The following is a 24,117-nucleotide window of genomic DNA, read 5'->3' on the forward strand; positions in this document are numbered from 1 at the left end:
AAAAAAACGGGCTCTAAGAGCCCGTTTTTTTGTGTTTTTTTATGATTTGGCTAAACTGGGGGAATAGGAATTCGGCAATCAATGGCCGAATAAAAAAGAAAAGAGGAAAGTGCCTCATGACGAAGTCAGAACTGGTCGAATTAATTGCCTCAAAACAAACACAGCTCTCGGTTAAAGACGTTGAGCTGGCAGTAAAAACAATTATTGAGCATATGTCCCAGTCGCTAGCTGGCGGGCAACGAATTGAAATACGGGGATTTGGCAGTTTCTCTCTCCATCATCGGGCGGCCCGCACTGGCCGGAACCCGAAAACTGGCGAAGCTGTGCAATTACCCGCAAAGTACGTTCCGCACTTCAAGCCCGGCAAGGAACTGCGTGAACAGGTGAATGACAGTTTGAAACAGGGGTTTTAACGGCGTTTCACCTCTGAAGCAAAACACCTATAATTCGGGCACCTATCAGCGTTTGGGAGAGCTATAGCTATGGCAGGATTACAGAAGATCCTACTGATTCTGTTGGTATTGGTCCTGGTATTGCTGGCGCTTGTTTTTTCGCTGAACAATCAGATGGCTGTTGCTCTTAATTTTCTGGTGTTTGAAACCAAGCCTCACGGTGTAGCTGTCTGGATTATCATGTCTTTCGTGATTGGCGCACTGGTTGGTGTTCTGATGACCATGCTAGCTACCGTCCGTACGTCGGTTTCCCGCCGCACTCTTCAGAAGCGACTTGATCGCGCAGAGCAGGCATTGGAGAAATCCAAGGTCCAGAACGACCGGGCTATTTAATGGACATAGTTTTTCAGTGGCTGCTGTTGACCATGGCAGTCGCCGTTGGCTGGTTTGTTGGCCGACTGGGTGGCGGGGGTACCCGAGCCCGAACGAAGATTTCAGACGAAGAGTCTGTAAAAGACCGGCTGCAGTTTCTGTTCACCAATTATTCCGATCAGGCAGTCGATAACTTTGTGCAGTCACTGGCTGTTAACAAAGAGACGGTAAGCCTTCACCTCTCTATTGGTCGCCACTTCCGGAACAAGGGTGAAACAGACCGTGCCATACTGGTTCATCAGAACCTGCTCGCAAGACCCGAATTGCCTCCACGATTTTCCCCTCAGGTGACACTCGAATTAGCCATGGATTTTCTCAGGGCTGGACTGCTGGACCGAGCTGAGGCCTTGTTGCAGCAGATCATGGGTGATCGAGAGTACGGACGAAAGGCTGCTCAGCAACTGATCGAGCTTTACCAACAGGAGAGAGAGTGGGGTAAGGCGGCGGACGTAGCCCGCACCTTGACCAAAAATGACGCGGATCCCGCGATGTTCAAGGACCTTGCTTACCTCACCTGTGAGCTGGCAGAGCAGGCTCTTCGGGAGGATGATCGCTGGGCTGCCCAGAAGCTGGCCAAGGAAGCTCTGGACTACGACCGTTCATGTGTTCGCGCAACACTGATTCTGATGAAGATTCTGATCCGGCAGGGCAGTTATCGGGAGGCAGGTAACCAGGGGCTCAAGGTATTCGATCAGAATCCGGATTTCGGGCCCGAAGCCATTGATCGTTTGATGAAGCTGGAGCATGAGCATGGCAATATCGGCCGGCTAGTCAAAAAGCTGCGCAAGCTCTACGAAACCTACCCGAGCACCAGCCTGCTGTTGGCGCTGGTTGAATCGGTTGAGCGCGTTTCGGGCCGTCCTGCTGCCACTGACCTGTTGCGCCAGGAGCTCGAAACTCGCCCCAGCGTGCGAGCGCTTCTGCGACTTGTGGAAATGGCAGGCTATGAAAAGGGCATGACCACCGACGAAGGCCGACTGGTCAGCCGTATCGGCCTTCTGATCCTTGCCAATCGCCCGGTTTACCGCTGTGTAAGTTGCGGATTCTCTGGGCAGCAACTCCATTGGCTGTGCCCGAGTTGCAAGCAATGGGAAACTGTTCGCCCGATCCAGGGCGTGGAAGCTGAATAACCATCTATCGACATTCTGCAGGACACTCCGACGTGCAAACTTCTAACGACCCAAAAATCATCGTAGCCCTGGATTTCCCGGCCGCAAACCCGGCTCTGGAGCTGGTAGATAAACTGGATCCTGCCATGTGCCGGCTGAAGGTCGGTAAAGAGCTCTTTACCCGTTCTGGTCCCCAACTTGTTGAGGGTTTGCAAAAGCGCGGCTTTGATGTGTTCCTGGATTTGAAATTTCACGACATCCCCAACACCACGTCAGCGGCTGTGGCTGCGGCTGCAGACCTGGGCGTTTGGATGGTGAACGTGCATGCCTCCGGTGGCGAGAAGATGATGCTGGCGTGCCGTGAGCGCCTGGACACCTTTGGGACGGACAAGCCTCTCCTGATCGCCGTCACGGTTCTCACCAGCATGAGCGCTGAAGACCTTGCCGGCATTGGCATTACCGGTTCCCCCGAGGCTCAGGTTTCACGCCTCGCCACGCTAACCAGAAATTGCGGCCTGGATGGCGTGGTCTGCTCTGCGCAGGAAGCCCGAAAACTCAAAACGGAGCAGGGCAGCGACTTCAAACTGGTTACTCCGGGTATTCGGCCCTTAACCGCCGACAAAGGCGACCAACAGCGCATCATGACTCCCAGCGATGCCCTCAACGCAGGTTCCGACTACCTCGTTATAGGTCGCCCGATTACCCAGGCTGCAGACCCTTTGGCTGCTTTGGAGGCTATTAATGCGGAGGTGATTGGCTTCTAGTTTGGACTTGGGTTTGAACTCTGGCCCTAGCCTTCGAGTCTTGGTGCTGGGTGCGGTGGAATCCCCCTTCCAAAAACCGCTACGAGCACATCCATGTGCACTTGTCTCCGCAATATTGAGGGGGCCGTCTATAATCAATGCAATTGGGGCCATGACAAGCGCCGATGCGGTAACCTGGCCAGCTGCTGTCACGAATGGGCTTATCAGCATGCTCCTAGAGCGGCGACCATACATCTGCAAATGCATAGGATAGTGCAGCACCCATTATCGCCACCTGTGCAAGTGTGCTACCACCTTCGCCCATAACTGGCGTTCCGATCATCACAGCAACGCCAACGAAGAAGAATGAGCCGCCCCACAACACGGACAGGGTGCCAGGCATTATCCGCTCAGAGATATTTATAGATGGTGTCATTGTGAATTCCTCGTTCGTGTTTTTTCAGCAAAAACAGATTAGTGAGGCTTCGAATTACATTCCATCTGATTCTTGCGCACCAATTTTTATTATCACGACCGTAACCAACTGATCAGTCGATGAGGTTCCAAAAGCTGGATCAAAAATTACCCAGCAATAAACGGATGGATGTATCAGCCCTGGTCGGGTCTTATGGCGTTATAGACTTTCGATTGAGTGCAAAGCCATGACGGTGCCAACTGAACAGGAAATGAAAGCAGCGGTTGCTGCAAGAGACCCGTCCCGTGACGGAGATTTCTGCTATGGCGTGATCACCACAGGCGTATGTTGCAAGCCATCTTGCCACTCTCGTTCTGCTAAACCTGAAAACCTGAGGTTCTTCCCCAACGTTGAAACAGCTGTGATGGCAGGTTTTCGTCCATGCAAGCGCTGTCTGGCCACTGATGAGACGTCACGTGTTGTCGTTCTAACGAAAATAGCTCGTTATATTGATAATAACGCAGAGGAACGACTAACACTTTCTACACTGGCAGATATGGCAGGGTTGTCTCCTTCCCGGCTACAACGGGTTTTCAAAGAAACATTCGGCATCTCGCCCAAGACTTATCAGGATGCCGCCAGAATGCGGCGCTTCAAGCAATCACTCAAGGATGGCAAGGGCGTCACTGAAGCAATTTTTGCGTCAGGATTTGGCTCCATCAGTCGTGTCTATGGGGAGGCCACTCGCAATATAGGAATGCCTCCAAAAGCATACGGTGTGGGAGGTGCAGGTGAAGTAATAACATACGCGTGCCGCGTCACCGCGCTTGGCTTGCTGGCCGTGGCGGCAACGGACAAAGGCGTGTGCTTTGCACAGTTTGGTAAAGATGAAGCTGCGCTGGTTTCCGAGCTGGCAGCCGAGTTCCCTAATGCAAAGCTGCTCGTTTCTACCTCATGTAACGTACCGGAACTTGATGCCTGGATAAAAGCGCTAGATCAACATCTCAGCGAAGGGGCGCCGCGGCCCGAATTGCCAATTGATATGCGGGGCACTGCGTTTCAGATAAAAGTCTGGACGTTTCTAACGGGTACTCACGAAGGCGACGTTCTCAGTTACAGTGAAGTGGCTAAGCGCATTGATAAGCCCAAAGCCGTGCGTGCTGTGGCATCAGCCTGTGCCAGAAACCGTATTGGCGTGCTAATTCCTTGTCATCGGGTTTTGCGAGGGGATGGAGGCTTGGGAGGATATCGTTGGGGCCTGGAGCGGAAGCAAACGTTGATCGATTTAGAGCGGGCGCGTGCCGAGGGGCACCCACCTGACCCCACCACTACGCCAGGCACCAAACCGCTCAGGCTAGGGTCAAAGCAAGGTTCATAGGGATAAAACGAAAAAACCCGCTAACTCTTTGAGTTAACGGGTTTTAAAATAATGGCTCCCCGAGCTGGGCTCGAACCAGCGACAAACGGATTAACAGTCCGTTGCTCTACCAACTGAGCTATCGGGGAACGTCGTCATATGACGAGGCGCGTATATTAAGATTACCCCACCGCCTCGTCAACCCTTTGCCGAAGTTTTTAGCTCAGAGCCTTCTTCAAACGCTCAATTGCCTTTTCCAGATTATCCATACTGGTCGCAAAACTCAGACGCATGTGGCCGGGGCTGCCGAACGCAGAACCTGGAACCAGAGCAACGCCAGCGTCGCTAAGAAGCTTTTCTGCAAACTCAACATCATTGCTGACGCTGGAATCGGCATCAATCGCGCCCTGGAAACTGGGGAACACATAAAAGGTGCCGTCGCCTTTGAGGCATTCAACGCCTGGCAACTTGTTCAGAGCGTCGACCAGCCAGTCGTGGCGCTCTTTGAACGCCTTGACCATCTCACCGACGCATTCCTGCGGGCCATCCAGAGCAGCATGTGCAGCAGCCTGGGAGATGGAGCAAGGGTTAGAGGTGCTTTGGGACTGGATCTTTTTCATCGAACCGATGATCCGGGCAGGGCCAGCGGCATAGCCGATACGCCAGCCAGTCATGGAGTAGGCCTTGGACACACCATTAAGAACAAAGGTGCGATCGTAAAGCTCAGGCGTAGCGTTCAGGATGTTGCAGAACGGCTTGCCGGTCCAGAGAATAGGCTCGTACATGTCGTCAGTGGCGATCATGATTTTCGGGTGCTTTTTCAGCACTTCACCAATCGCCTGCAGCTCTTCCAGGGTGTAAGCCATACCGCTGGGGTTGGACGGGCTATTGATCACAAACAGACGGGTGCGCTCGGTGATGGCGTTTTCCAGCTGCTCCGGAGTGATTTTGAAGCGTGTTTCGGCGCCGGTTTCGATGATAACCGGTTTGCCTTCAGCAACCAGAACCATATCCGGGTAGGATACCCAGTAAGGTGCCGGGATAATGGCTTCGTCGCCGGCATTAAGTGTGGCCAGCGCAAGGTTGAAAAAGCTCTGTTTGCCACCACTTGATACCAGTATCTGGTTGGCTTCGTATTCCAGGCCGTTGTCCCGTTTGAACTTCGCAATAATCGCTTTCTTCAGGGCCGGCGTACCATCAACAGCGGTGTACTTTGTCTGGCCGTTCTTTATGGCCTCAATGGCTGCCTGTTTGATGTGATCCGGAGTATCGAAGTCCGGCTCGCCCGCACCAAGCCCGATTATATCCTGGCCTGCTGCGCGCAATTCGGCAGCCTTATTGGTTACCGCGAGGGTGGGGGATGGCTTGATTGCCTGTACACGGCTGGAAAGTTGAAGGTCCAAACTTGCGCTCCTTAAAGCTGCGACTGATAGGTCTGTGACCGGCGGGGCGGCTGACTTTCGCCCAGCCGTCGATCCAGTTGATGGTACCATGAAGCTGGAGCAACAATAAATTTCTCTCTGTGGTCAGGTCGTGCAAACGCAGGATCTGGCAAGGATATCCATGTTGAGTGAGCGGAGGTTGTCTGCCGATTATGGCCAGTAACGATTCCAGCAGTTCAGGTAAGGAAGGCGTCTTCACGGTTGATTCACCGTTCGAGCCTGCGGGTGATCAGCCTAAAGCCATTGCAGGGCTGGTGGATGGCATTCACTCGGGCCTGGCACACCAGACGTTGCTCGGTGTTACTGGCTCCGGCAAGACGTTTACCGTTGCCAAAGTGATCGAAGCCGTGCAGCGTCCAACCATTGTGATGGCTCACAACAAAACTCTGGCTGCACAGCTGTATGGCGAGTTCCGCGAGTTTTTCCCGGATAACTCCGTTGAGTACTTCGTGTCTTACTACGATTATTACCAGCCGGAGGCCTATGTTCCTTCGTCTGACACTTTTATCGAAAAAGACGCCTCGATTAATGAACACATCGAACAGATGCGGTTGTCTGCCACCAAAGCGCTGCTTGAGCGCCCGGACGCCATCATTGTGGCAACCGTGTCAGCCATTTACGGCTTGGGTGACCCAAAGTCCTATCTGAAAATGATGTTGCACCTGGATCGGGGTGACAAAATTGATCAGCGGTACATTTTGCGCAGGCTGGCTGAGCTGCAATACACCCGTAACGACATTGAGTTTCACCGTGCCAACTACCGTGTGCGCGGTGATGTGATTGACGTGTTCCCCGCGGAGTCGGAAAAAGAAGCTGTCCGCATTGAGTTGTTTGATGATGAAGTTGAAAACCTCAGCTACTTCGATCCGCTCACCGGTGAAGTACTCAGGCGCGTGCCCCGAATTACGATCTACCCCAAGTCCCACTATGTAACGCCGCGCCAGACGGTGCTGGATGCGGTTGAAGAGATAAAGAAAGAGCTTGATGAGCGCTTGCCGCAGCTGCGTGATAACAATCGTCTGGTGGAAGCACAGAGGCTGGAAGAGCGCACCCGCTACGATATGGAAATGATGAACGAGCTGGGCTACTGCAACGGCATCGAGAACTATTCCCGCTATCTTTCGGGCCGGCAGCCAGGCGAGGCACCGCCAACACTGTTTGATTACCTACCACCGAATGCGCTGCTGATTGTGGACGAATCCCACGTGACCATCCCGCAGATCGGTGCCATGTACAAAGGCGACCGCTCCAGAAAAGAAACCCTTGTTCAGTATGGCTTTCGACTGCCGTCTGCGCTGGATAACCGCCCCATGCGGTTTGATGAATGGGAGCGGATTGCGCCTCAGATGATCTTTGTGTCAGCTACGCCCGGGAATTACGAAGCGGAACACGCGGGTCAGTTGGTGGAGCAGGTTGTGCGGCCAACCGGCCTGTTGGATCCTGTCATTGAAGTGCGTCCTGCGTCCACACAGATAGACGATCTGCTTTCCGAAATTCACGCCCGAGTGAAGGTCAATGAAAGGGTTCTGGTGACCACGCTCACCAAGCGCATGGCCGAAGATCTCACGGACTTTCTGATGGAGCACGATATCCGCGTGCGCTATCTGCATTCGGATATTGATACCGTTGAGCGGGTTGAGATCATCCGCGATCTGCGTCGGGGTGAATTTGATGTGCTGGTAGGTATCAACTTGTTGCGGGAAGGCCTGGATATGCCCGAGGTGTCGCTGGTCACCATTCTGGATGCTGACAAAGAAGGCTTCCTGCGTTCCGAGCGCTCACTGATTCAGACCATTGGCCGTGCTGCGCGGAACCTTAATGGCAAGGCCATTCTTTATGGCGACCGGATAACCGGTTCGATGCAGCGCGCCATTGACGTAACCGAAAGCCGGCGGGCGAAACAGGCCGAGCACAACGAAGCCCATGGTATTACACCGCAGGGGCTCAACAAGAAGATTGCGGATATTATGGAAGGCGCAGGCGGCGGTGGCCGGGGCCGAAATAAAGCTGCGCGGCCTGGCGACAAAGCCGCCGAAGAAGCTGAGCAGTATCGCGCCCGGGTTGGCCGCCGAACGCCTGGCGAGTTGCTTAAAGAAGTGTCGCGCCTTGAAGACGAGATGTACAAAGCCGCATCGGATCTGGATTTCGAGGCTGCCGCCCGCCTTCGGGACGAGATTTCAGGTCTTAAAGAAGCCGTGCTGCGAACGGGCTAAGTGCATATCAACGCCTCGGGCCGACAATCACTGCGGCCTGAAGCGGTTGGTTGCGACCGTATCGTGAAATCTGGCTGAACACCCGTTTATCCACCGGAAGATATTGCTTGTCCGCCACGGTTTCTCCCTCCTCCACGTCGATTTCCGGATCGTGGAGGTATACAAACTGGTCGTCGATGGCGCATACGGTCACCCAGTGGGGCACTCGGCTCCGGTTCAACTGCCAGGTGCTGATCAGAATGACCGGGATCTGGCCTTCGTGCAGTGCCTGCTCCATGGCATCAAGTGTGAGCGGATCGTGGTGTAACTCTATGCCAGTCTTGCCTATGTCGTGCAAGAACCCTTCATGCACCAGTTCCAGGACCCGTTTTTTGTCGTCGTTTCGGACCGTGTCCCGGAACAATGGACCTTCGGTACTGATCCAGGCGCTGGATTCAAAACCCCGGTTCCAGGCGGACAACGCAAGACCGTGGGGGCCGCAGCCACCGTGACCTGCAAGCATGAAGATCGTTGTCGCTTCCCGCCAGATCTTGAGTTCCTCCAGAGTGGTCAGTGATTGCTGCTCGTCAAGCGCCGCCATGGCCATAATCAGAGCGGCGGGGCCGCAAGAGAAGTCGGTCGTTTGGGGATAGTAGGGCACAGGGATGAAATCCCTTGTCGGCTCGTAAAACAGGATGCGCCGCTCAAAGCGAAGAGCCGTACCGTGATCTTCGTAATAGTCCCGGTAAGTGCCGAATTGGCGATAGCCCAGGCGTTTATAGAGTGCTATTGCGCCACTGTTATCTTCCCGAACCTCCAGGCGCATCAGAATACGGCCCGCGTCTGCCGCCTCACGTTCCGCTGCTTTAACCAGCTTTTCACCAATGCCGCGTCCACGTGCGGTTGGAAGCACGGCAATGGAATAGATGCGTGCCATTCGGGTTGCTGCGCTCATCAGCACCAGACAGTAGCCCAGTAACTCGTTCTTACCCTCACTTTTGGCCTCAGCCACAATCAGTCTGTCCCGGGGCATATCCAGAAAGCGTCGGAAGCTGCGACGGGAAAGTCGGTCTTCGCTAAAGCAGCGGTGCTCAAGTTGCAAAAGAGCGTTCAGATCATCGCTGGTGGCTTGCCGGAGTTGCAGATCGGACATATGTAAAGCGGCCTTGAGAATATCGGCTGGGGCATGCTGGCAGGCTACCCGTGTGCGGCTATTATGGTGGAGAGTTGAGATTACGAATATAAGCGGATTATGCGTAAAAGCACGCACTATCCGCCGATTGTTCCAACACCCGCAGCGGCGTATTGTTGCGGCGAGTTATATCGGCAATTATCTCCCGGGAGGAGCGCCTTTAATGTCCCGTTTGCTTATCGTTGTGGACCGCACCAAAGACTGGGCTCCGTATTATCCCAGCGAAGATGTATTGAGCTTTGATCAGTACCTCCAGTTTTCAGCGCCGGCGAACAGTCGCGTGCGTGTTATCAACCTCTGCCAAAGTGCCAAATACCTGAGCCGTGGCTATTACTGCTCGTTGCTGGCGGAAGCCCGCGAGCACCACGTTGTGCCGTCGGTCATGACGCTCAACGACCTCAGTCGCAAAGGCCTGTTTTCACTGGAGCTCGAAGAGCTCGACGCCAGCGTGATCAATTGGCTGGAGGCGGAAGGTTCCGCCATCGATCCGGCCAGTGACGAGCGCAATGCCACTCATGAAGTCCGGATTCGAACTTATTTCGGGCAAACGGAACACTCGGACCTCAAACCGGTGGCGCGAGCTTTGTTTGATCGGTTCCCTTGCCCGATTCTTGAGGTCGTCTTCCGGCGCCGCAAGGCCTGGCAGATTGAGTCCATGAAGCCGGCGGCACCTGCAGACTTGAGCGAACAGGAGCAGGATACCTTCGCCTCAGCGTTGGACCGCTTCAGCAGTATGGTCTGGCGTAAACCGAGAACTCGCCGGCGCTATCGGTATGACCTGGCGATTCTGGTCAATCCGGAAGAGGAAATGCCTCCCAGTGATAAGGTGGCCTTGAAACGCTTTGAAAAAGCCGGCCGCAAACTGGGTATTAATGTGGAGCAGATCACGCGCAGGGATTATATGCGCCTGCCCGAATACGATGGCCTGTTCATTCGCGAAACCACAGCCATCGACCACCACACCTACCGTTTTGCCCGCAAGGCGGCGGCTGAAGGCATGGTGGTGATTGACGATCCAGTGTCGATCCTCAAGTGCACCAACAAGGTTTTTTTGGCGGACCTTTTGAAAAATAACAAGATACCGACCCCCAAAACCCTGATTCTTTCGAAAGACCAGAAAGACGCTGCGGAACAGGTGATTCAGGAGTTGGGCTTCCCGGTTGTTATCAAGATACCGGATGGTGCCTTTTCCCGGGGTGTGAACAAGGCGGAGGACGAAAAATCTTTGAGAGCAGGGCTAAAAGACCTGTTCCGTCAGTCGGCGCTGGTCCTTGCGCAGGAGTATCTCTATACCGACTACGACTGGCGTATTGGCGTGCTGGGTGGCCGGGCGATTTATGCCTGTAAGTATATGATGGTGAAAGGCCACTGGCAGATTTATCAACACAGTGAGTCAGAAAGTGAGAGCGGTGGATTTGAAACCATGCCCACCTATGAAGTGCCCAGAAACGTGATACAGGCAGCTCTGAACTCTACGCGGCTGATTGGCAACGGGCTTTACGGCGTTGACATCAAACAGTCCGGAAACCGGGTTGCGGTTATCGAAGTTAACGATAACCCCAGTATTGATGCGGGTGTTGAAGACCGTTTTCTCGGCGGCGAGCTTTACACACTGATCATGCAGGAGTTTCTTTCCAGGATGGAAGAGAACCGGCGGCGTTGAGGCCAGCCGGGTTCTGGTAGCCGGCTCAAGGGCCGGCTGCCCACACTCTCACACTGCCAAACCAGGGATAGTTTTCCAGATGGTGTCGGACGTTCTCCGGAGTAAAAATTGTCTCCGGTCCAGGCTCGTCCAGAAAGATCTCCAGGTGCAGCTTGTTTCTCAGGTAGTGAAGTCTTAAACGGCTACGCTGGGGAATTTCTCCCAGATGCTCCGCAATAATGCTTGTCACTTCCGCACGGGAGGGCAGCTTTTCGATGGTTGGATACTCATCCTCGTCGTTCTCGGCATCAATGTGAAAGTTGATGTCGAGAATGTTCTCCAGTGCATCACGCATCCCGGCGACCACTTGCATGCCAATCTGATGCCCCTCCGACACGCTGATTTCTGGTCGCACGACCAAGTGAATATCCAGAAGAATATCCTGCCCCATGCGCCGGCTGCGGAGCTCATGTACGTTGAGAACGCCATCGGTAGAGCGGGCGATGGCTGTCAGCATCTCGGTATCGTCAGGGGAGAGCCCGGTGTCTACCAGTTCCTGAACGCTGTCCCAGGTAAACTTCCAACCAATGTGAATAATGATGATCGCAATCGCTACAGCGGCAAGCACATCCAGCCAAAGCAAGCCCAACATGGCGCCGGCCGTTGAAACCAGAACCACCGCGGAAGAAAACGCATCGGTACGGCTGTGCCAGGCATTGGCAATAATAAGGTCTGAGCGTATGGCTTGGCCGATATGTCGTGTGTAGCGAAAAATCCATTCCTTGCCTACAACAGACACACCTGCGGCGATCAGTACTGGCCATTCCGGAATATTATCGATGTTGCCTTCAATCAGTCGGAGGGTATTTTCCCACGCAAGAGCGGCACCGACAGCAATCAGAATGCTGCCAAGCACCAGGGTGCCGAAGGTTTCAATGCGTTGATGGCCGTAGGGGTGGTTCTCGTCCGGCTCCTGACGTGACAGTTTCATCACTCCGAGGACAACAAGGTCGGACGCCACATCCGTGAAAGAGTGAATTCCGTCGACCAGAAGAGCCTGAGAATGAAAAAGCATGCCTGCGATGACTTTAATGATTCCCAGAAAAGCATCAAGAATCATTCCGATAACCGTAACCCGCGAGGCAGCTTTCATCTCCACCGCGAGATTTTCACGATGGCGGCGGGCAGGGGAGTCGGGCTGCTGCATTAAAAACTCCGGATCAATTGGCGAGAGTCAGTATAACCTTATTATCAGCCAGGGTAGGGAGCTTTTGGTGTAGCGCCGCCAAGGCAAATTTTTATGTTTGTCTGCGTGATTTATGCACATCATAGCAATCTTGTGCATCAATGACAGTCCGTTCAGGTTTCGCTTCATTTAAACCAAAAATTATTTAAAACATTGAAAAATAACGAAAAATAAACTGATCAAAAAATGATCAATCTGTAGATTGGCGCAGATCACAAGGGATTGGCACTGTTGCCCCGCAATTTTCAACAGGGTTATCCACAGATTCCGTGGAAAAGCTCCCGGGAGCTTATCGATACAATTGTTTAGCTCCGTTTTTACGTGGAGCAGGGTCGCTGTGGAAAACTTCCGGTATACTCGCGGCCATATTTTATTGAGGAGCTTTCAGATGTACGGCGTTATTCGCAATCTGCTTTTCCGGTTACCACCTGAGCAGGCCCATTCTGTTGCCTTAAACGGTTTGGATCTGGCGCACCGGTTGCGCGTACTGGGTGCTTTTTCACCGAAAACAGATGCGTTGCCAGTCAAGGTTATGGGGCTTGATTTCCCCAACCCGGTCGGGCTTGCAGCGGGATTGGATAAAAACGCAGACCATCTGGACGCTCTGGGTGCACTCGGGTTCGGGTTCATAGAGGTTGGAACCGTTACGCCGTTGGCGCAGCCTGGTAACCCCAAACCGCGCATGTTCCGATTGCCGGAGCATGAGGCCATTATTAATCGTATGGGTTTCAACAATGAAGGTTTGGCCCACATGCTGGATCGCGTCGACAAGCGCAGCTACCGGGGAATCCTGGGCATCAATGTGGGCAAGAACAAAGACACACCGAATGAAGAGGCTGAGTCCGATTACCGGCAGGGTATTTCAGCGGTGTACACCCGAGCTGACTACATTACGGTGAACGTGTCGTCGCCCAACACCCCGGGCCTGCGAGATCTTCAGTTCGGTGATTCCCTGAAAGGTCTGCTTAATGCCATCAAAGATGAGCAGGTGAAGTGTCAGAAGCAGTTTGGCCGTTACGTGCCTGTTGCCGTTAAGATCGCCCCGGATATGGACGATGAAGGTATCCGGTTTGTCGCATCAGCCTTGAAAGAGGCAGGCCTGGACGGTGTTATTGCTACCAATACCACCATAAGCCGCGATGCCGTTGCCGGCCACATTCATGCTGAAGAAGCGGGAGGGCTTAGTGGTGCTCCGGTTCGTGAGGCATCTCTGAGAGTTATTCAGGGGCTCTATGCCGAGCTTGGTGACGATCTGCCGATTATTGGTGTGGGCGGCATTACCGATGGTGAGAGCGCGGCGGAAAAGATCCGTGCTGGCGCGAAGCTGGTTCAGCTATATACCGGCTTTATTTATCGTGGGCCGGAACTGATCAGTGAAGCCGTTGAGGCGATTCGGAAGGTATAAAACGAGGAAGGGCCCGCCAAGCGGGCCCTCGCGGGGCTTAACCCCGTTGCGCATCAGCGCGTTAGACGGGGCGGGTGGCCCCGTTTTGGTTGCTCTGAATACTGCATCAAACTGTGTAATAAAAGATCAGATTAAGATATCGGGGTTTGAACAAGCATCACGCGGTGGTGACGTTTGCCAGTTTATGAATACCGGAGACGCCGGTCATGCCTTCCCATTGATCTGTGCGGCCTTCACGCCACCCGTTCAACCATTCCTGGCGAACCTCTGCCTGTTCAAGCGGGCAGCTGTCTTTGGATTTTCCGGACACACCAGCGAGATAACCCCGCTTGAATGCTCGAGCGAACATGTCTCTTTTCTGTCTTTTCATGCCGTTCCTCACTAATGGATTAACAGAACAAGCGTGTACACTTCTGCGGTGGCTATGGCATGTGGAATCCATTCATGGAAAACCCACTATTGCCAGCTCCAGCCAGAGCAGTCAGGATCCTGTTAACGAAGGGGAGTTACCCTTCTCGAACGACGCGTCACCTACAAGGTAATATTAACCTTGAGCAGAAGTACACTATCATTTTGGTCTATAAATAACATTATATAGACCTAAAGGTGATAAAAAGAATTACCCAAACCTATGACCGCTGCGATTCCCGGGACTTACCGGGAATCGCCTGAGAACCTGGAGTTGAACTTGTCCAAATCTGTCTTTTTTGTAACCTGCCCAAAGGGTGTTGAATACCTTCTGGCGGACGAGCTCAGTACGCTTGGTCTCGGGCTGGTGAGAAACGCACCAGCGGGCGCTTGGGTAGAAGGCCCGCTGGAAGCCGGTTATCGGGCCTGCCTTTGGTCGCGCTTGGCAAACCGAGTGATTCTTCACATTGATGAGGTGGCGGCTACGAGTGCCGATGAGCTTTACGACGGTGTCGTTCACCTCGACTGGCAGAAGCACATCCCCGTTGATGGCAGTTTTCGCGTTAATTTTATTGGCGAGAATGAGGCTATTCGCAACACTCAGTTTGGGGCCCAAAGAGTAAAAGACGGCATTGTGGACCGTTTCACTATGAGCGGCGGAAAGCGCCCGGCGGTAGAAGCGAAAATGCCGGATGTAACCGTGTCTGCCCGACTGCATCGTGGCAAGCTTGCATTGGGTATCGATATCAGCGGCCACAGCTTGCATCAGCGTGGCTATCGCACAGAACAGGGGCTGGCGCCTTTAAAGGAAAATCTCGCAGCGGCCTTGCTGATACGTGCTGGCTGGCCTGAAATTGCGGCTGCCGGGGGCGATTTTGCAGACCCTATGTGTGGCTCAGGTACTCTGGTGATTGAAGCTGCCATGATGGCGCTGGATATCGCGCCGGGCCGTCGTCAGGAGCGCTTTGGCTTTGAAAAATGGCTTGGGCACCAGCCTGAAGCCTGGTTACGCTTGCGCCAGGAAGCAGAAAAGCGTGCCTATGAAGGTAAACAGGGCCGGGTACCCAGGTTCACGGGTTTTGATCATGATAGCCGGGTTATTTCTACCGCCCGCAATAACGCCCAGCGAGCGGGTCTGGAGAGCTTGATTGATTTCCAGGCTCAACCGATAGAAGAGCTCTCATTGGGAGACGACCGGGCTGAAACCGGTCTTGTTCTGGTAAATCCGCCATACGGCGAACGCCTGAGCGACAGAAAAGCCCTTGCAGGTTTGTACGAATCCCTTGGCGATGCTGTGAAAAAGGCTGCGCCAGGTTGGCGCCTTGGCGTGTTTACCGGTGCCCCGGAGTTCGGCAAATCCATTGGCTTGCGCAGCTTTAAGCAGTACAAGCTGTTCAATGGCAAACTGCCTGCGCAACTTCTGCTGTTTACCATAGACGAAGCCAGTGTGCGCACGCCTCGGGAACCGGCAGCGCCGGGTGAAGTTCTGCCCCGGATTGCGAACGAAGAGCGTGCCGATATGCTGCGCAACCGGCTGAAGAAAAACATGAAGACGATAGGTCAATGGGCGCGTAAGCAGCAAATAAGCTGCTACCGTTTGTACGATGCAGACATGCCGGAGTACGCGTTGGCGATCGATATCTATGAGGGCAGGGTCCACGTGCAGGAATACGTCGCGCCCAAATCGATTGATGAGCGCTCCGCACGGGACCGCCTGGCTGAAGCTCTGGCGGTTATTCCAGAGGCTCTGGGCATTGAACGGGATCAAATGGTCTGCAAGCAGCGGCAGCGCCAGGCTGGCATCAGTCAGTACGAAAAACAGGACGTCAGCGGAGAGTTCTTTCAGGTGCAGGAGCACGGCGTCACACTCAAGGTGAACCTGAAAGATTATCTCGATACCGGGTTGTTCCTGGACCATCGCCCTGTGCGCCATTGGATCCAGCAGAACGCCCAGGGCAAGCGCTTCCTGAATCTGTTCTGTTACACCGGCGCGGCGACTGTTCATGCGGTCGCCGGCGGCGCCAGTCGCTCGTTGAGTCTGGATCTGTCAAAAACCTACGTGGGCTGGGCACAGGATAACCTGGCACTTAACCGGGCAGATCCCCGCAAGCATAAGGTGGAGCAGCTGGATTGTCTGGCATGGCTGGCAGCGAGGCCAACGCCCGATCAGCTTTATGATCTGATCTTCATGGACCCGCCAACCTTCTCCAACTCGGCCCGTATGGCTGGCGTTCTGGATGTACAGAAGGACCACGCAAAGTTGATCCGGCAGGCGATGTCGAGGTTGAGTTCAGATGGTTTGCTGATTTTTTCCAATAACTTCCGGCGCTTCAAACTGGATGAAGATCTGGCCGCTGAGTTTGAGATTAAGGAAGTGAGTGCCAGCACTCTTGATAAGGATTTTCAGCGCAACGCGCGGATTCACCGGTGCTGGCACATTCGGCAAAGCGCGTAGTCTTTTGGTACGGGGCTGCCGCCGTGCGCGTCAGAACTCGTATTTGAGTCCGGTGGAAAACTGAAAGGTATTAATGTCTGTGCTGGTGTCTTTGAACAGTTTTCCACCCTCGAATACAAGATAGGTGTCGCTCAACACTTCAATATCCATACCGACCACATAGCTCATACCGAAGCTGCTGCCGGGAAAGTCGCCTTCCAGGTCGCGGAACTCGGCGTTCTGCTTTTCGTCTGTATTGGCGATGTCGGCGGTGCCGTGAACAAAGGAAAACCCGCCTTGCGCATAGACGTTGGCGTAGTCTGTAATGGGGTAATGCAGGCCGATGTACCAGCTGGCAAAGTAATCGACAGAGAGGGTCAGGTCGCTTCCTGATACCTCTGCATCCCTGAAACCTCCTCCTGCTCGCAGCTCAGCGTGAAATAAATGGTTGATATGGCTGCCCGCAATCAAGGTTCCACCGCTTCCGGTGGCAGTCTCATTTGAGAAGGAGCCTATGGTCCGGTGGTTGAACGCCGTTACCAGCAGGCCTGCATAGTGTCTGTCTTCCCGGGGCGTTTCCTGGGCCTGGGCGGCTTGGGCACAGAGTAGGCAAGCCGGCACCAGTGTAAGTATCTGGTACGTTCGCACGACCTTGTTCATTGTTATCGGGCATCCTGACGTGAGCGGTTACGGGCTGAGTTTGCCTTGTGTAACCGTTTGTTACGTCGACCCGTGTCACACTTCCTGTGTCGCTTCGGCAGAAGCGTCAGTTATCGTCAAAGAGGCCCTCTTCCTGCGCCATCAAAAGCAGGGCGTATACACCGTTTTCCGGTAGCTGTGGCTCGAGGCCTGCCTCGAACAGAAGCTGACGGCGACGGTCTTCCAGGGCATCGCTGCTCATGTTGGTGATCAGGTCGGTAATCGGGGCGATTTCAAACGGTGCATCTTGCTCCAGAACGCTGAAAATCATATCCACCAGGATCTCATCTGGGTCCAGCCCATCAACGTAGACCGTCTGGTCGGGCAGATCCTGGTGCAGCTCATGGACGAGCTCGATCAATGGAACGCCTTGTTCTTCAAGGTAAAGCAGGTCCAGATCGCCAAGATCGCCGTCTTCAGGCAGCCATTCATCCGCCGGGGCAATCACTACGTTTTTCATCTGGCCATCTTCCAGCGACCAGGCCATGGCAATCGGGAACAGGGCGTCGTCGGTCTGGCAGTATTCAATGTCGAGAAATTTGGGTGCAGGCATGTCGGGCTCCGTTCGATGAGGGGGGCAAGTAAGCTCAGGATTCGTGGTGCGGGCGAGTAATGTCTTTTGACCCGGTATGAGGTATCAAGGCTTCGTGCCATACTATTGCGATAATTATCATTCTATCAGGGACACCATGGAACGCGCTGAATTCAACACAGGTTTACTGAAGTTTCTGAACGCATCACCGACGCCTTGGCATGCTGTGGCGACCATGAAAAGTCAGCTCGATGCGGCCGGCTTCGAAGAGCTGGATGAAAAGGACGACTGGTCTGTTGACCGGAATCGCAGTTATTACGTCATTCGCAACGGTTCCTCAATCGTGGCATTTCGTACCGGCGCCCGAGACGCTTCCGCATCCGGTATCCGCATGGTAGGTGCTCACACCGATAGCCCGTGTCTGAAAGTAAAACCTAACCCGGAGCTGCGCCGCAAAGGCTTCTTCCAGCTCGGTGTTGAGGTTTACGGCGGTGTTCTGATGAATCCCTGGTTTGATCGGGATCTCTCGCTGGCGGGAAGGGTGACCTTTCTTGACGGCCATAACAAGGTCAGTGACACACTGGTTGATTTCCGCAAACCTGTAGCCTTCATTCCCAGCCTCGCGATCCATCTGGACAGGGAAGCCAACAGCAGTCGCACAGTGAATCCCCAGACAGATCTTCCTCCTGTACTGATGCAGGTTCCGGAAGACGACGCCACCAGTTTCAATGAGCTTCTGGCTCAGCAGATTGCCCGTGAATCCGGCGCCAAAGTTCACAAGATCCTCGGCTATGAGTTGAGTTTCTACGATGCCCAGGCTGCATCGGTTGTCGGGTTGCGTGATAACTTCATCGCCTCCGCCCGGTTGGACAACCTGCTGAGCTGTTACATTGGCCTGCAGGCTTTGCTGAATGCCTCCGGCGATGAAGCGGCGCTGTTGGTCTGCAACGACCATGAAGAAGTGGGTAGCATGTCCTCCGAAGGCGCACAGGGGCCATTTCTGACAGCGGTTCTGGATCGCTGGTGTGGCGCAGGCAAGGCCAGGTCCATTGCCCGTTCCATGATGATCTCGGCAGACAATGCCCACGGCGTGCACCCGAACTATATGGACAAGCACGATGAAAATCATGGCCCCATCCTGAATAAAGGCCCGGTCATCAAGGTGAACCATAACCAGCGCTATGCAACCAACAGCCGTTCAGCCGCTGTTTACCGGCATATCAGTGACGAGCTGGGATTGCCACACCAAACGTTTGTGGTGCGCAGCGATATGGGTTGCGGCAGCACAATTGGACCGGTGACGGCAGCAAATCTGGGTGTGACAACACTGGATATTGGCGTACCCCAGTTCGGCATGCATTCTATTCGCGAACTGATTGGTACTGAGGATGGCTTCACGATGTTCCGCGTGTTGGCAGAATTCATGCAGCGTGAGCAGGTGCTTTGACTAAATGGCTCCCCGAGCTGGGCTCGAACCAGCGACAAACGGATTAACAGTCCGTTGCTCTACCAACTGAGCTATCGGGGAACAGCGTCAAGTCGGGCGGCATAGTAAGCGCTTTGCATTAGCTGGTCAACCCCCTGATATAAAAGGTCAAATTTTGTACTCCAGTATGGCTCATCAATATCGTCCGCCTCCTTGGCTGCGCAGTGGTCACGTTCAGTCTGTATGGCCGGTACTGTTTCGCAAGGTTCAAGTGGCGGATCCAGTAACAGAAGTGCTTCCGACAGCCGACAACGATGAGCTGCATCTGGACTGGCATCGCCAGGGCAGCAGTCGGCTGGCCATCGTTTCACACGGTTTGGAAGGTCATAGCCGACGACCCTACGTACTGGGGCTGACAAAAGCATTGTTGGCACAGGGTTGGGATGTTTTGGCGTGGAATTTCCGCTCCTGTGGAGGTGTTATGAACCTGCAACCGAGGTTTTATCACAGCGGCGCCACCGAAGATCTGCGCCAGGTTGTTGACCATGGCCTGGAACAGGGTTACCAGACAGTGTTCCTCTCGGGTTTCAGCATGGGGGGGAATCTTACACTTCTGTATCTTGGTGAACAGGGTGAGCGCGTTGACAGCCGAATCTGCGGGGCGGTGGCTTATTCGGTGCCCTGCGATCTTGCGGGCAGTGCCGATATGCTGGCTTTGCGCAGCCGAAAGATCTACATGCAGCGCTTTTTGAAGGATCTTCGTGTAAAAATGGACGAAAAAGCACGGAAGTTTCCCGGTCTTATTGATGTTTCCGGTTTCGATTCCATTCAGAGTTTTCACGAGTTTGATGACCGCTACACAGCTCCGCTGCACGGATTTGCAGACGCCACTGAATACTGGGCCCAGTGTTCCGCATTGAGCAGGCTGAAAGATGTAAGGGTACCTGCGCTGATGGTTAATGCAGCCGATGATCCGTTTTTGTCCGCAAAGTGCTTCCCCGAGTCACCCACTGTGCTTGGGGCACACGTGCGCCTCGATGCACCGAAATGGGGAGGCCATGTCGGATTTGTGGAGCATGGCCGTGGCGGGTATTACTGGTCTGAGCGCCGGGCCCTCGCGTTCCTGCAGGGCGTGGTGTGATGTTTATTCAAGGAGTGGTTTGAGTACCGGCCATACATTCTCAAGCAGCCTGGGTTGAGCCTCGGCCGTAGGATGAATGCCGTCACCCTGCATCAGGTTTGCTTTGTCGTAGATCCCGTCCAGAAAGAAGGGAACCAGAGCGGTGTTGTAGTTGTCTGAAAGCGTTGGAAAGATGTCGGCAAACAACTGTGTATAACGTTGGCCGTAGTTCGGGGGTATCTGCATACCAACCAGAATGGCGCGGGCGCCTGAGCTCTGAACGCTCTCAACCATTGACGCGAGGTTGGATTTGATGACGCCGGGGGGAAAGCCGCGAAGGCCGTCGTTACCACCCAGCTCGATAATAACCACGGAGGGATTATTCTTCTCAAGTAACTCAGGCAATCGGCGAACACCGCCGTCTGTGGTTTCGCCGCTGATGCTGGCATTCACCACGTTCCAGTTTTCAAGGCCGTTGCCTTGCAAGCGTTCACGCAAGAGTTGCACCCAGGCTGTTTCTGACGGTACGCCGTAAGCGGCACTGAGGCTGTCACCGACAACCAGAAGCGTTTGCTGGCTAGCCATCACTGGCATGGCAATGAACGCCACCAGAAGAAAGGCAATTGATCTGAAATACAGCAGTGCTCTATGCATAAACAATCCGTATACCTTGATAAATGAACGTGCTTTTTCCGGGAGCCCCGTAAACAAAATGCAGACTATAAACCCTGATAGCCAGCGCCCGATGCTGCGCGTTGAAAACCTGACCCACCGCGTCAGCCTTGAAACCGATACGTTGACGATCTTGAAGGGGGTCAGTCTTGAAATCAATCGGGGAGAATCCGTAGCCATTGTCGGCCGCTCTGGTTCTGGCAAGACTACCTTGCTTGGGTTGCTCGCCGGCCTTGATACCCCCACCGAAGGCAATGTTGAGCTGGACGGCGCCGTTATCAGTCAACTGAGCGAAGATGAACGGGCCCAGCTGCGTGCTCACAGAGTCGGGTTTGTGTTCCAGTCATTCCAGTTGCTACCGGCCCTGACGGCTCTGGAAAATGTGATGCTGCCGTTGGAACTGGCGGGCATGGAAGCACCAGAAAAGCGCGCCCGCGAACTGCTGGAGCGGGTAGGCCTTGGTGAGCGACTTGTCCACACGCCACGACAGCTTTCGGGCGGCGAGCAGCAGCGGGTTGCCATTGCCCGGGCGTTTGCTTCCGACCCCGCCATTCTGTTTGCCGATGAGCCTACCGGCAACCTGGATAACCGCACAGGCCAGGAAATTTCGGATTTGCTCATGGCCCTGAACCAGGAGCAAGGCACTACGCTGGTGATGGTAACCCACGATGAACAGCTGGCCGCACGTTGCGCCCGACAGTTCCATATTGAAGCGGGCGAGCTGACCGAACCGGTTAACGAAAGGGAGCTCGCTGACTGATGGCTGCTGCAAAAAAGCTGATGTCTGTACGCCGCGACTGGCGTGAGCGCGATGTGCGTGTGGTGCTAGCGGCACTGATTATTGCCGTAGCCACGGTCGCAACCATTGCCCTGTTCGCCAGCCAGCTGCAACGCACCCTGGTATCGTCTGCCAGCTCTTTCCTGGCTGCAGATCGGCAGCTGGAAGCAGAAAACGGTCGCCCCGTACCAGAGCCATGGGTCACCGAAGCTTTGGAACGCGGGCTTGAAACCGGTCGCATGGTGGAGTTTTCCACCATGGTGTTTGGCACCGATGCCTTTCAGCTTGTATCCATAAAGGCGGTCAGCAATGAGTACCCGTTGCGCGGCGAGCTGGAAATTCAGGGGGATTCGGAAGGCTCTCGGGTACAGGTGCAGAACGGGCCCGCACCGGGTGAAGTCTGGATCAATCCCAGGCTGCTTCGGCTGCTGGATATTCAGATCGGAGACACTCTTGAAGTAGGCAGCCGTAACCTGACTGTGTCGGGCTTATTGCTGCGTGAGCCAGATGGCGGGTTCAGCCTTTCCGCTCTCGCGCCCCGGGTGATGATGCACGTGGATGATGTAGCATCCACTGGTGTTATCCAGGAAGGCAGCCGGGTTGAATACGTTTATCTGTTTGCCGGCGACGATGCGGCGCTTGAAGGTTACTACCAATGGCTTCAGCCGCAGCTGGGGCCCAGTCATGAGTGGGAAGGCGTTCGCGATGGCGAAACCTTTTCACGATCACTTGATCGGGCTGAAAGTTTTCTGCTTCTGGGAGGCAGCCTGGCGGTCTTGCTGGCGGCTGTGGCGGTGGCTGTTGCCAGCCGGCAGTACGCGCTATCCCAGCGCGATACCGTCGCTTTGCTTAAAACTCTGGGTCTCGGCAGCTCCGGGATCGGACAGCTCTATCTGAAACGCCTCGCCCTCTGGGGGGTGACCGGTATGATCGGAGGCCTTCTGGTAGCCGTGCCACTGTTCTGGCTGCTCACCCGCCTCTTGAGCGAGGCTCTGGACAGGCCGGTGGAGTTCCTGCTCGACTCATCCGCGCTCACGCCGGCATTGCTCACTGCTCTGGTCTCGTTGTTTGCTTTTGCCTATCCGCCCATTCGGCGCCTCAGAAACGTGCCGGCAATGCGCGTATTACGCAGTCAGCCAGGAGAGACAGGGAGAGAGGCCCTGCCTGATATGCTGATTGCCATCGTCGCTGTGTTCGGCCTTGTGTGGCTGTACGCGGGGGAGCTGTCACTCGTGATCGCCCTGCTCGGCGGCCTTGCGTTGTTGCTGGGCGCTCTTGGCGTACTGGGCTGGCTTCTTGTGGCAACACTGCGAAAGGTTCGCGGTGGAGGACACGCCTGGCGCCTGGCGCTGGTTGGCCTTTATCGCCATCGCCGCGCCAGTCTCTCGCAAATTGCGGTGTTCGCCATGACGCTCATGCTGGCGACTACGTTGATACTGGTGCGCACCTCCCTGTTGGACGACTGGCAAGCACAGCTTCCCGACGATGCGCCCAATCACTTCCTGATCAATATTGCCCCGGATGCGGTGGACGAGGTTGCCGGCTACTGGGAAGAGCGTGGTCAGCCTTTGGATCAGCTCTACCCCATGGTGCGTGGCCGGCTGACGGAACTGAACGGTCAGCCAGTAAAAGAAGTGGTGAGTAAAGACCAACGGGTAGGGGCTCTTAACCGGGAACTGAACCTGACCTGGATGCCCTCGCTTCCAGCTGACAACTCCATTGTGGAAGGCAGCTGGTTTGAGGAGGGTCAAAAGGACGGTGTATCCGTAGAGGCAGAACTGGCAGGCAAGCTTGGTTTGGTGCTGGGCGATGAACTTACGTTTACCATTGGTTCTGACAAGGTCACCGAAACCGTTACCAGCATTCGCACGGTGCAGTGGGATAGTATGAAGCCCAATTTCTATATGGCTTTCCCACCGGAGGGTGGCCTTACCAATATGCCTGCCACCTGGATAACCAGCTTTCACCTTCCCCGAGATCGTAAAAGCGAGCTGAATGAGTTCTCCCGGCGCTTCCCGACCGTTTCCTTGCTTGAAATTGATAACGTTATCGAGCGTATACAGGAGATCGTCCGCCAGGTTACCCAGGCTATAGAAGCGATTCTTGTGCTGATATTGGCAGCGGCATTGGTGGTGATGGCGGCAGTTGTCAGCGCCACGCTACAGGATCGTCAAAGGGAAGGGGCGCTCTTGCGTACGCTGGGTGGTCGCCAAAGCCTGCTGGTGCGCAGCACCATGCTGGAGTTTGCACTTCTTGGTGCATTTGCGGGGATTCTCGGAGTCGCGGCGGCTGAAGCTGCCGTGTGGGCTTTGCAGTTCCGGATGTTTGAAGGCGCCTTCAGCTGGCATTGGCAAGTTGTTCTGCCTATACCGATCATCAGCGCGGTGGTACTGTCATTGTTCGGACGCTGGCAGTTGAGGCCGGTGTTGAGCGTTTCACCGATGCTTCTGCTGCGGCGGCTCGAGTAAAGCGTAGATTTCG

At 54.7% G+C, this 24,117-nt stretch carries 21 protein-coding genes and 2 tRNA genes; 13 read left to right on the forward strand and 10 right to left on the reverse strand.

Features of this window, described 5'->3' with window-relative positions:
* Nucleotides 1-116 precede the first annotated feature (116 nt).
* The 4 genes from FFI90_RS18640 to pyrF all read left to right on the forward strand — a co-directional run bounded on the left by FFI90_RS18640 (nt 117) and on the right by pyrF (nt 2,697).
* Complete coding sequence (locus FFI90_RS18640) at nt 117-413, forward strand: integration host factor subunit beta (protein WP_072798035.1); 297 nt, start codon at nt 117-119, stop codon at nt 411-413.
* Between the two features lie 69 nt (nt 414-482).
* The gene (locus FFI90_RS18645) at nt 483-785 is read left to right on the forward strand and encodes a LapA family protein (protein WP_144780271.1); all 303 of its coding nucleotides are present in this window, start codon (nt 483-485) and stop codon (nt 783-785) included.
* Complete coding sequence (lapB, locus tag FFI90_RS18650; RefSeq protein ID WP_144780272.1) at nt 785-1,954, forward strand: lipopolysaccharide assembly protein LapB; 1,170 nt, start codon at nt 785-787, stop codon at nt 1,952-1,954. Before FFI90_RS18645 ends, lapB begins: the two co-directional genes overlap by 1 nt.
* A 32-nt stretch (nt 1,955-1,986) precedes the next feature.
* Nucleotides 1,987-2,697 (forward strand): orotidine-5'-phosphate decarboxylase, encoded by a 711-nt coding sequence (gene pyrF, locus FFI90_RS18655; RefSeq protein ID WP_144780273.1) that lies wholly within the window; start codon nt 1,987-1,989, stop codon nt 2,695-2,697.
* A 214-nt stretch (nt 2,698-2,911) separates the two neighbouring features.
* On the opposite strand, the gene FFI90_RS18660 is transcribed toward pyrF, so the two are convergent.
* Nucleotides 2,912-3,112: a hypothetical protein gene (locus FFI90_RS18660; RefSeq protein ID WP_144780274.1), complete on the reverse strand. Its 201-nt coding sequence runs from the start codon at nt 3,110-3,112 to the stop codon at nt 2,912-2,914.
* A gap of 226 nt (nt 3,113-3,338) precedes the next feature.
* Here FFI90_RS18660 and FFI90_RS18665 point away from each other — a divergent pair, with 226 nt between their 5' ends.
* Nucleotides 3,339-4,469 carry a bifunctional transcriptional activator/DNA repair enzyme AdaA gene (locus FFI90_RS18665; RefSeq protein WP_144780275.1) on the forward strand — a complete coding sequence of 377 codons (1,131 nt, stop codon included), beginning with the start codon at nt 3,339-3,341 and terminating at the stop codon, nt 4,467-4,469.
* A 52-nt stretch (nt 4,470-4,521) separates the two neighbouring features.
* Here FFI90_RS18665 and FFI90_RS18670 read toward each other — a convergent pair.
* Nucleotides 4,522-4,597, reverse strand: a tRNA-Asn gene (locus FFI90_RS18670).
* A gap of 69 nt (nt 4,598-4,666) precedes the next feature.
* The gene (locus tag FFI90_RS18675; protein ID WP_144780276.1) at nt 4,667-5,851 is read right to left on the reverse strand and encodes a pyridoxal phosphate-dependent aminotransferase; all 1,185 of its coding nucleotides are present in this window, start codon (nt 5,849-5,851) and stop codon (nt 4,667-4,669) included.
* 191 nt (nt 5,852-6,042) lie between these two features.
* Here FFI90_RS18675 and uvrB point away from each other — a divergent pair, with 191 nt between their 5' ends.
* A complete protein-coding gene (uvrB, locus tag FFI90_RS18680; RefSeq protein WP_144780277.1) occupies nt 6,043-8,103 on the forward strand; it encodes an excinuclease ABC subunit UvrB in 2,061 nt (686 codons plus the stop codon).
* Between the two features lie 7 nt (nt 8,104-8,110).
* On the opposite strand, the gene FFI90_RS18685 is transcribed toward uvrB, so the two are convergent.
* Entirely contained in the window at nt 8,111-9,235 is a 1,125-nt protein-coding gene (locus tag FFI90_RS18685) for a GNAT family N-acetyltransferase/peptidase C39 family protein (RefSeq protein WP_144780278.1), read from the reverse strand.
* A 202-nt stretch (nt 9,236-9,437) separates the two neighbouring features.
* On the opposite strand from FFI90_RS18685, the gene FFI90_RS18690 reads away from it, so the two are divergent.
* Entirely contained in the window at nt 9,438-10,937 is a 1,500-nt protein-coding gene (locus tag FFI90_RS18690; protein ID WP_144780279.1) for a RimK family protein, read from the forward strand.
* Between the two features lie 25 nt (nt 10,938-10,962).
* Here the strand turns inward: FFI90_RS18690 and FFI90_RS18695 are convergent, their stop codons facing one another.
* The gene (locus FFI90_RS18695; RefSeq protein WP_144780280.1) at nt 10,963-12,123 is read right to left on the reverse strand and encodes a cation diffusion facilitator family transporter; all 1,161 of its coding nucleotides are present in this window, start codon (nt 12,121-12,123) and stop codon (nt 10,963-10,965) included.
* A gap of 427 nt (nt 12,124-12,550) precedes the next feature.
* On the opposite strand from FFI90_RS18695, the gene FFI90_RS18700 reads away from it, so the two are divergent.
* Nucleotides 12,551-13,567: a quinone-dependent dihydroorotate dehydrogenase gene (locus FFI90_RS18700; RefSeq protein WP_144780281.1), complete on the forward strand. Its 1,017-nt coding sequence runs from the start codon at nt 12,551-12,553 to the stop codon at nt 13,565-13,567.
* 157 nt (nt 13,568-13,724) lie between these two features.
* Here the strand turns inward: FFI90_RS18700 and rmf are convergent, their stop codons facing one another.
* Nucleotides 13,725-13,937, reverse strand: coding sequence for a ribosome modulation factor (gene rmf / locus FFI90_RS18705; protein ID WP_144780282.1), 213 nt, complete (start codon nt 13,935-13,937; stop codon nt 13,725-13,727).
* Between the two features lie 318 nt (nt 13,938-14,255).
* On the opposite strand from rmf, the gene rlmKL reads away from it, so the two are divergent.
* Nucleotides 14,256-16,430: a bifunctional 23S rRNA (guanine(2069)-N(7))-methyltransferase RlmK/23S rRNA (guanine(2445)-N(2))-methyltransferase RlmL gene (gene rlmKL, locus FFI90_RS18710; RefSeq protein ID WP_144780283.1), complete on the forward strand. Its 2,175-nt coding sequence runs from the start codon at nt 14,256-14,258 to the stop codon at nt 16,428-16,430.
* Between the two features lie 30 nt (nt 16,431-16,460).
* On the opposite strand, the gene FFI90_RS18715 is transcribed toward rlmKL, so the two are convergent.
* Together FFI90_RS18715 and FFI90_RS18720 are read right to left on the reverse strand one after the other, a co-directional pair.
* Nucleotides 16,461-17,069 (reverse strand): porin family protein, encoded by a 609-nt coding sequence (locus FFI90_RS18715; RefSeq protein WP_144780284.1) that lies wholly within the window; start codon nt 17,067-17,069, stop codon nt 16,461-16,463.
* A gap of 106 nt (nt 17,070-17,175) precedes the next feature.
* Nucleotides 17,176-17,661 carry a hypothetical protein gene (locus tag FFI90_RS18720; RefSeq protein ID WP_144780285.1) on the reverse strand — a complete coding sequence of 162 codons (486 nt, stop codon included), beginning with the start codon at nt 17,659-17,661 and terminating at the stop codon, nt 17,176-17,178.
* Nucleotides 17,662-17,797: 136 nt separating this feature from the next.
* Here FFI90_RS18720 and FFI90_RS18725 point away from each other — a divergent pair, with 136 nt between their 5' ends.
* On the forward strand, nt 17,798-19,087 hold the full coding sequence (locus FFI90_RS18725; protein ID WP_144780286.1) for a M18 family aminopeptidase: 1,290 nt from the start codon (nt 17,798-17,800) through the stop codon (nt 19,085-19,087).
* A gap of 5 nt (nt 19,088-19,092) precedes the next feature.
* Here FFI90_RS18725 and FFI90_RS18730 read toward each other — a convergent pair.
* Nucleotides 19,093-19,168: transfer RNA gene (locus tag FFI90_RS18730), tRNA-Asn, on the reverse strand.
* Between the two features lie 73 nt (nt 19,169-19,241).
* Between FFI90_RS18730 and FFI90_RS18735 the strand changes: the two genes are divergently transcribed.
* The gene (locus tag FFI90_RS18735; protein WP_342779394.1) at nt 19,242-20,207 is read left to right on the forward strand and encodes a YheT family hydrolase; all 966 of its coding nucleotides are present in this window, start codon (nt 19,242-19,244) and stop codon (nt 20,205-20,207) included.
* Nucleotides 20,208-20,210: 3 nt separating this feature from the next.
* Here the strand turns inward: FFI90_RS18735 and FFI90_RS18740 are convergent, their stop codons facing one another.
* Nucleotides 20,211-20,840, reverse strand: a complete 630-nt coding sequence (locus tag FFI90_RS18740) for an arylesterase (protein WP_144780287.1) — start codon at nt 20,838-20,840, stop codon at nt 20,211-20,213.
* A 58-nt stretch (nt 20,841-20,898) separates the two neighbouring features.
* Here FFI90_RS18740 and FFI90_RS18745 point away from each other — a divergent pair, with 58 nt between their 5' ends.
* Together FFI90_RS18745 and FFI90_RS18750 are read left to right on the forward strand one after the other, a co-directional pair.
* Entirely contained in the window at nt 20,899-21,618 is a 720-nt protein-coding gene (locus FFI90_RS18745; protein WP_144780288.1) for an ABC transporter ATP-binding protein, read from the forward strand.
* A complete protein-coding gene (locus FFI90_RS18750) occupies nt 21,618-24,104 on the forward strand; it encodes an ABC transporter permease (protein ID WP_144780289.1) in 2,487 nt (828 codons plus the stop codon). Before FFI90_RS18745 ends, FFI90_RS18750 begins: the two co-directional genes overlap by 1 nt.
* The last annotated feature ends 13 nt before the right edge of the window (nt 24,105-24,117 follow it).

The organism is Marinobacter maritimus, from assembly GCF_007671675.1.
GTDB classification, from domain to species: domain Bacteria; phylum Pseudomonadota; class Gammaproteobacteria; order Pseudomonadales; family Oleiphilaceae; genus Marinobacter; species Marinobacter maritimus.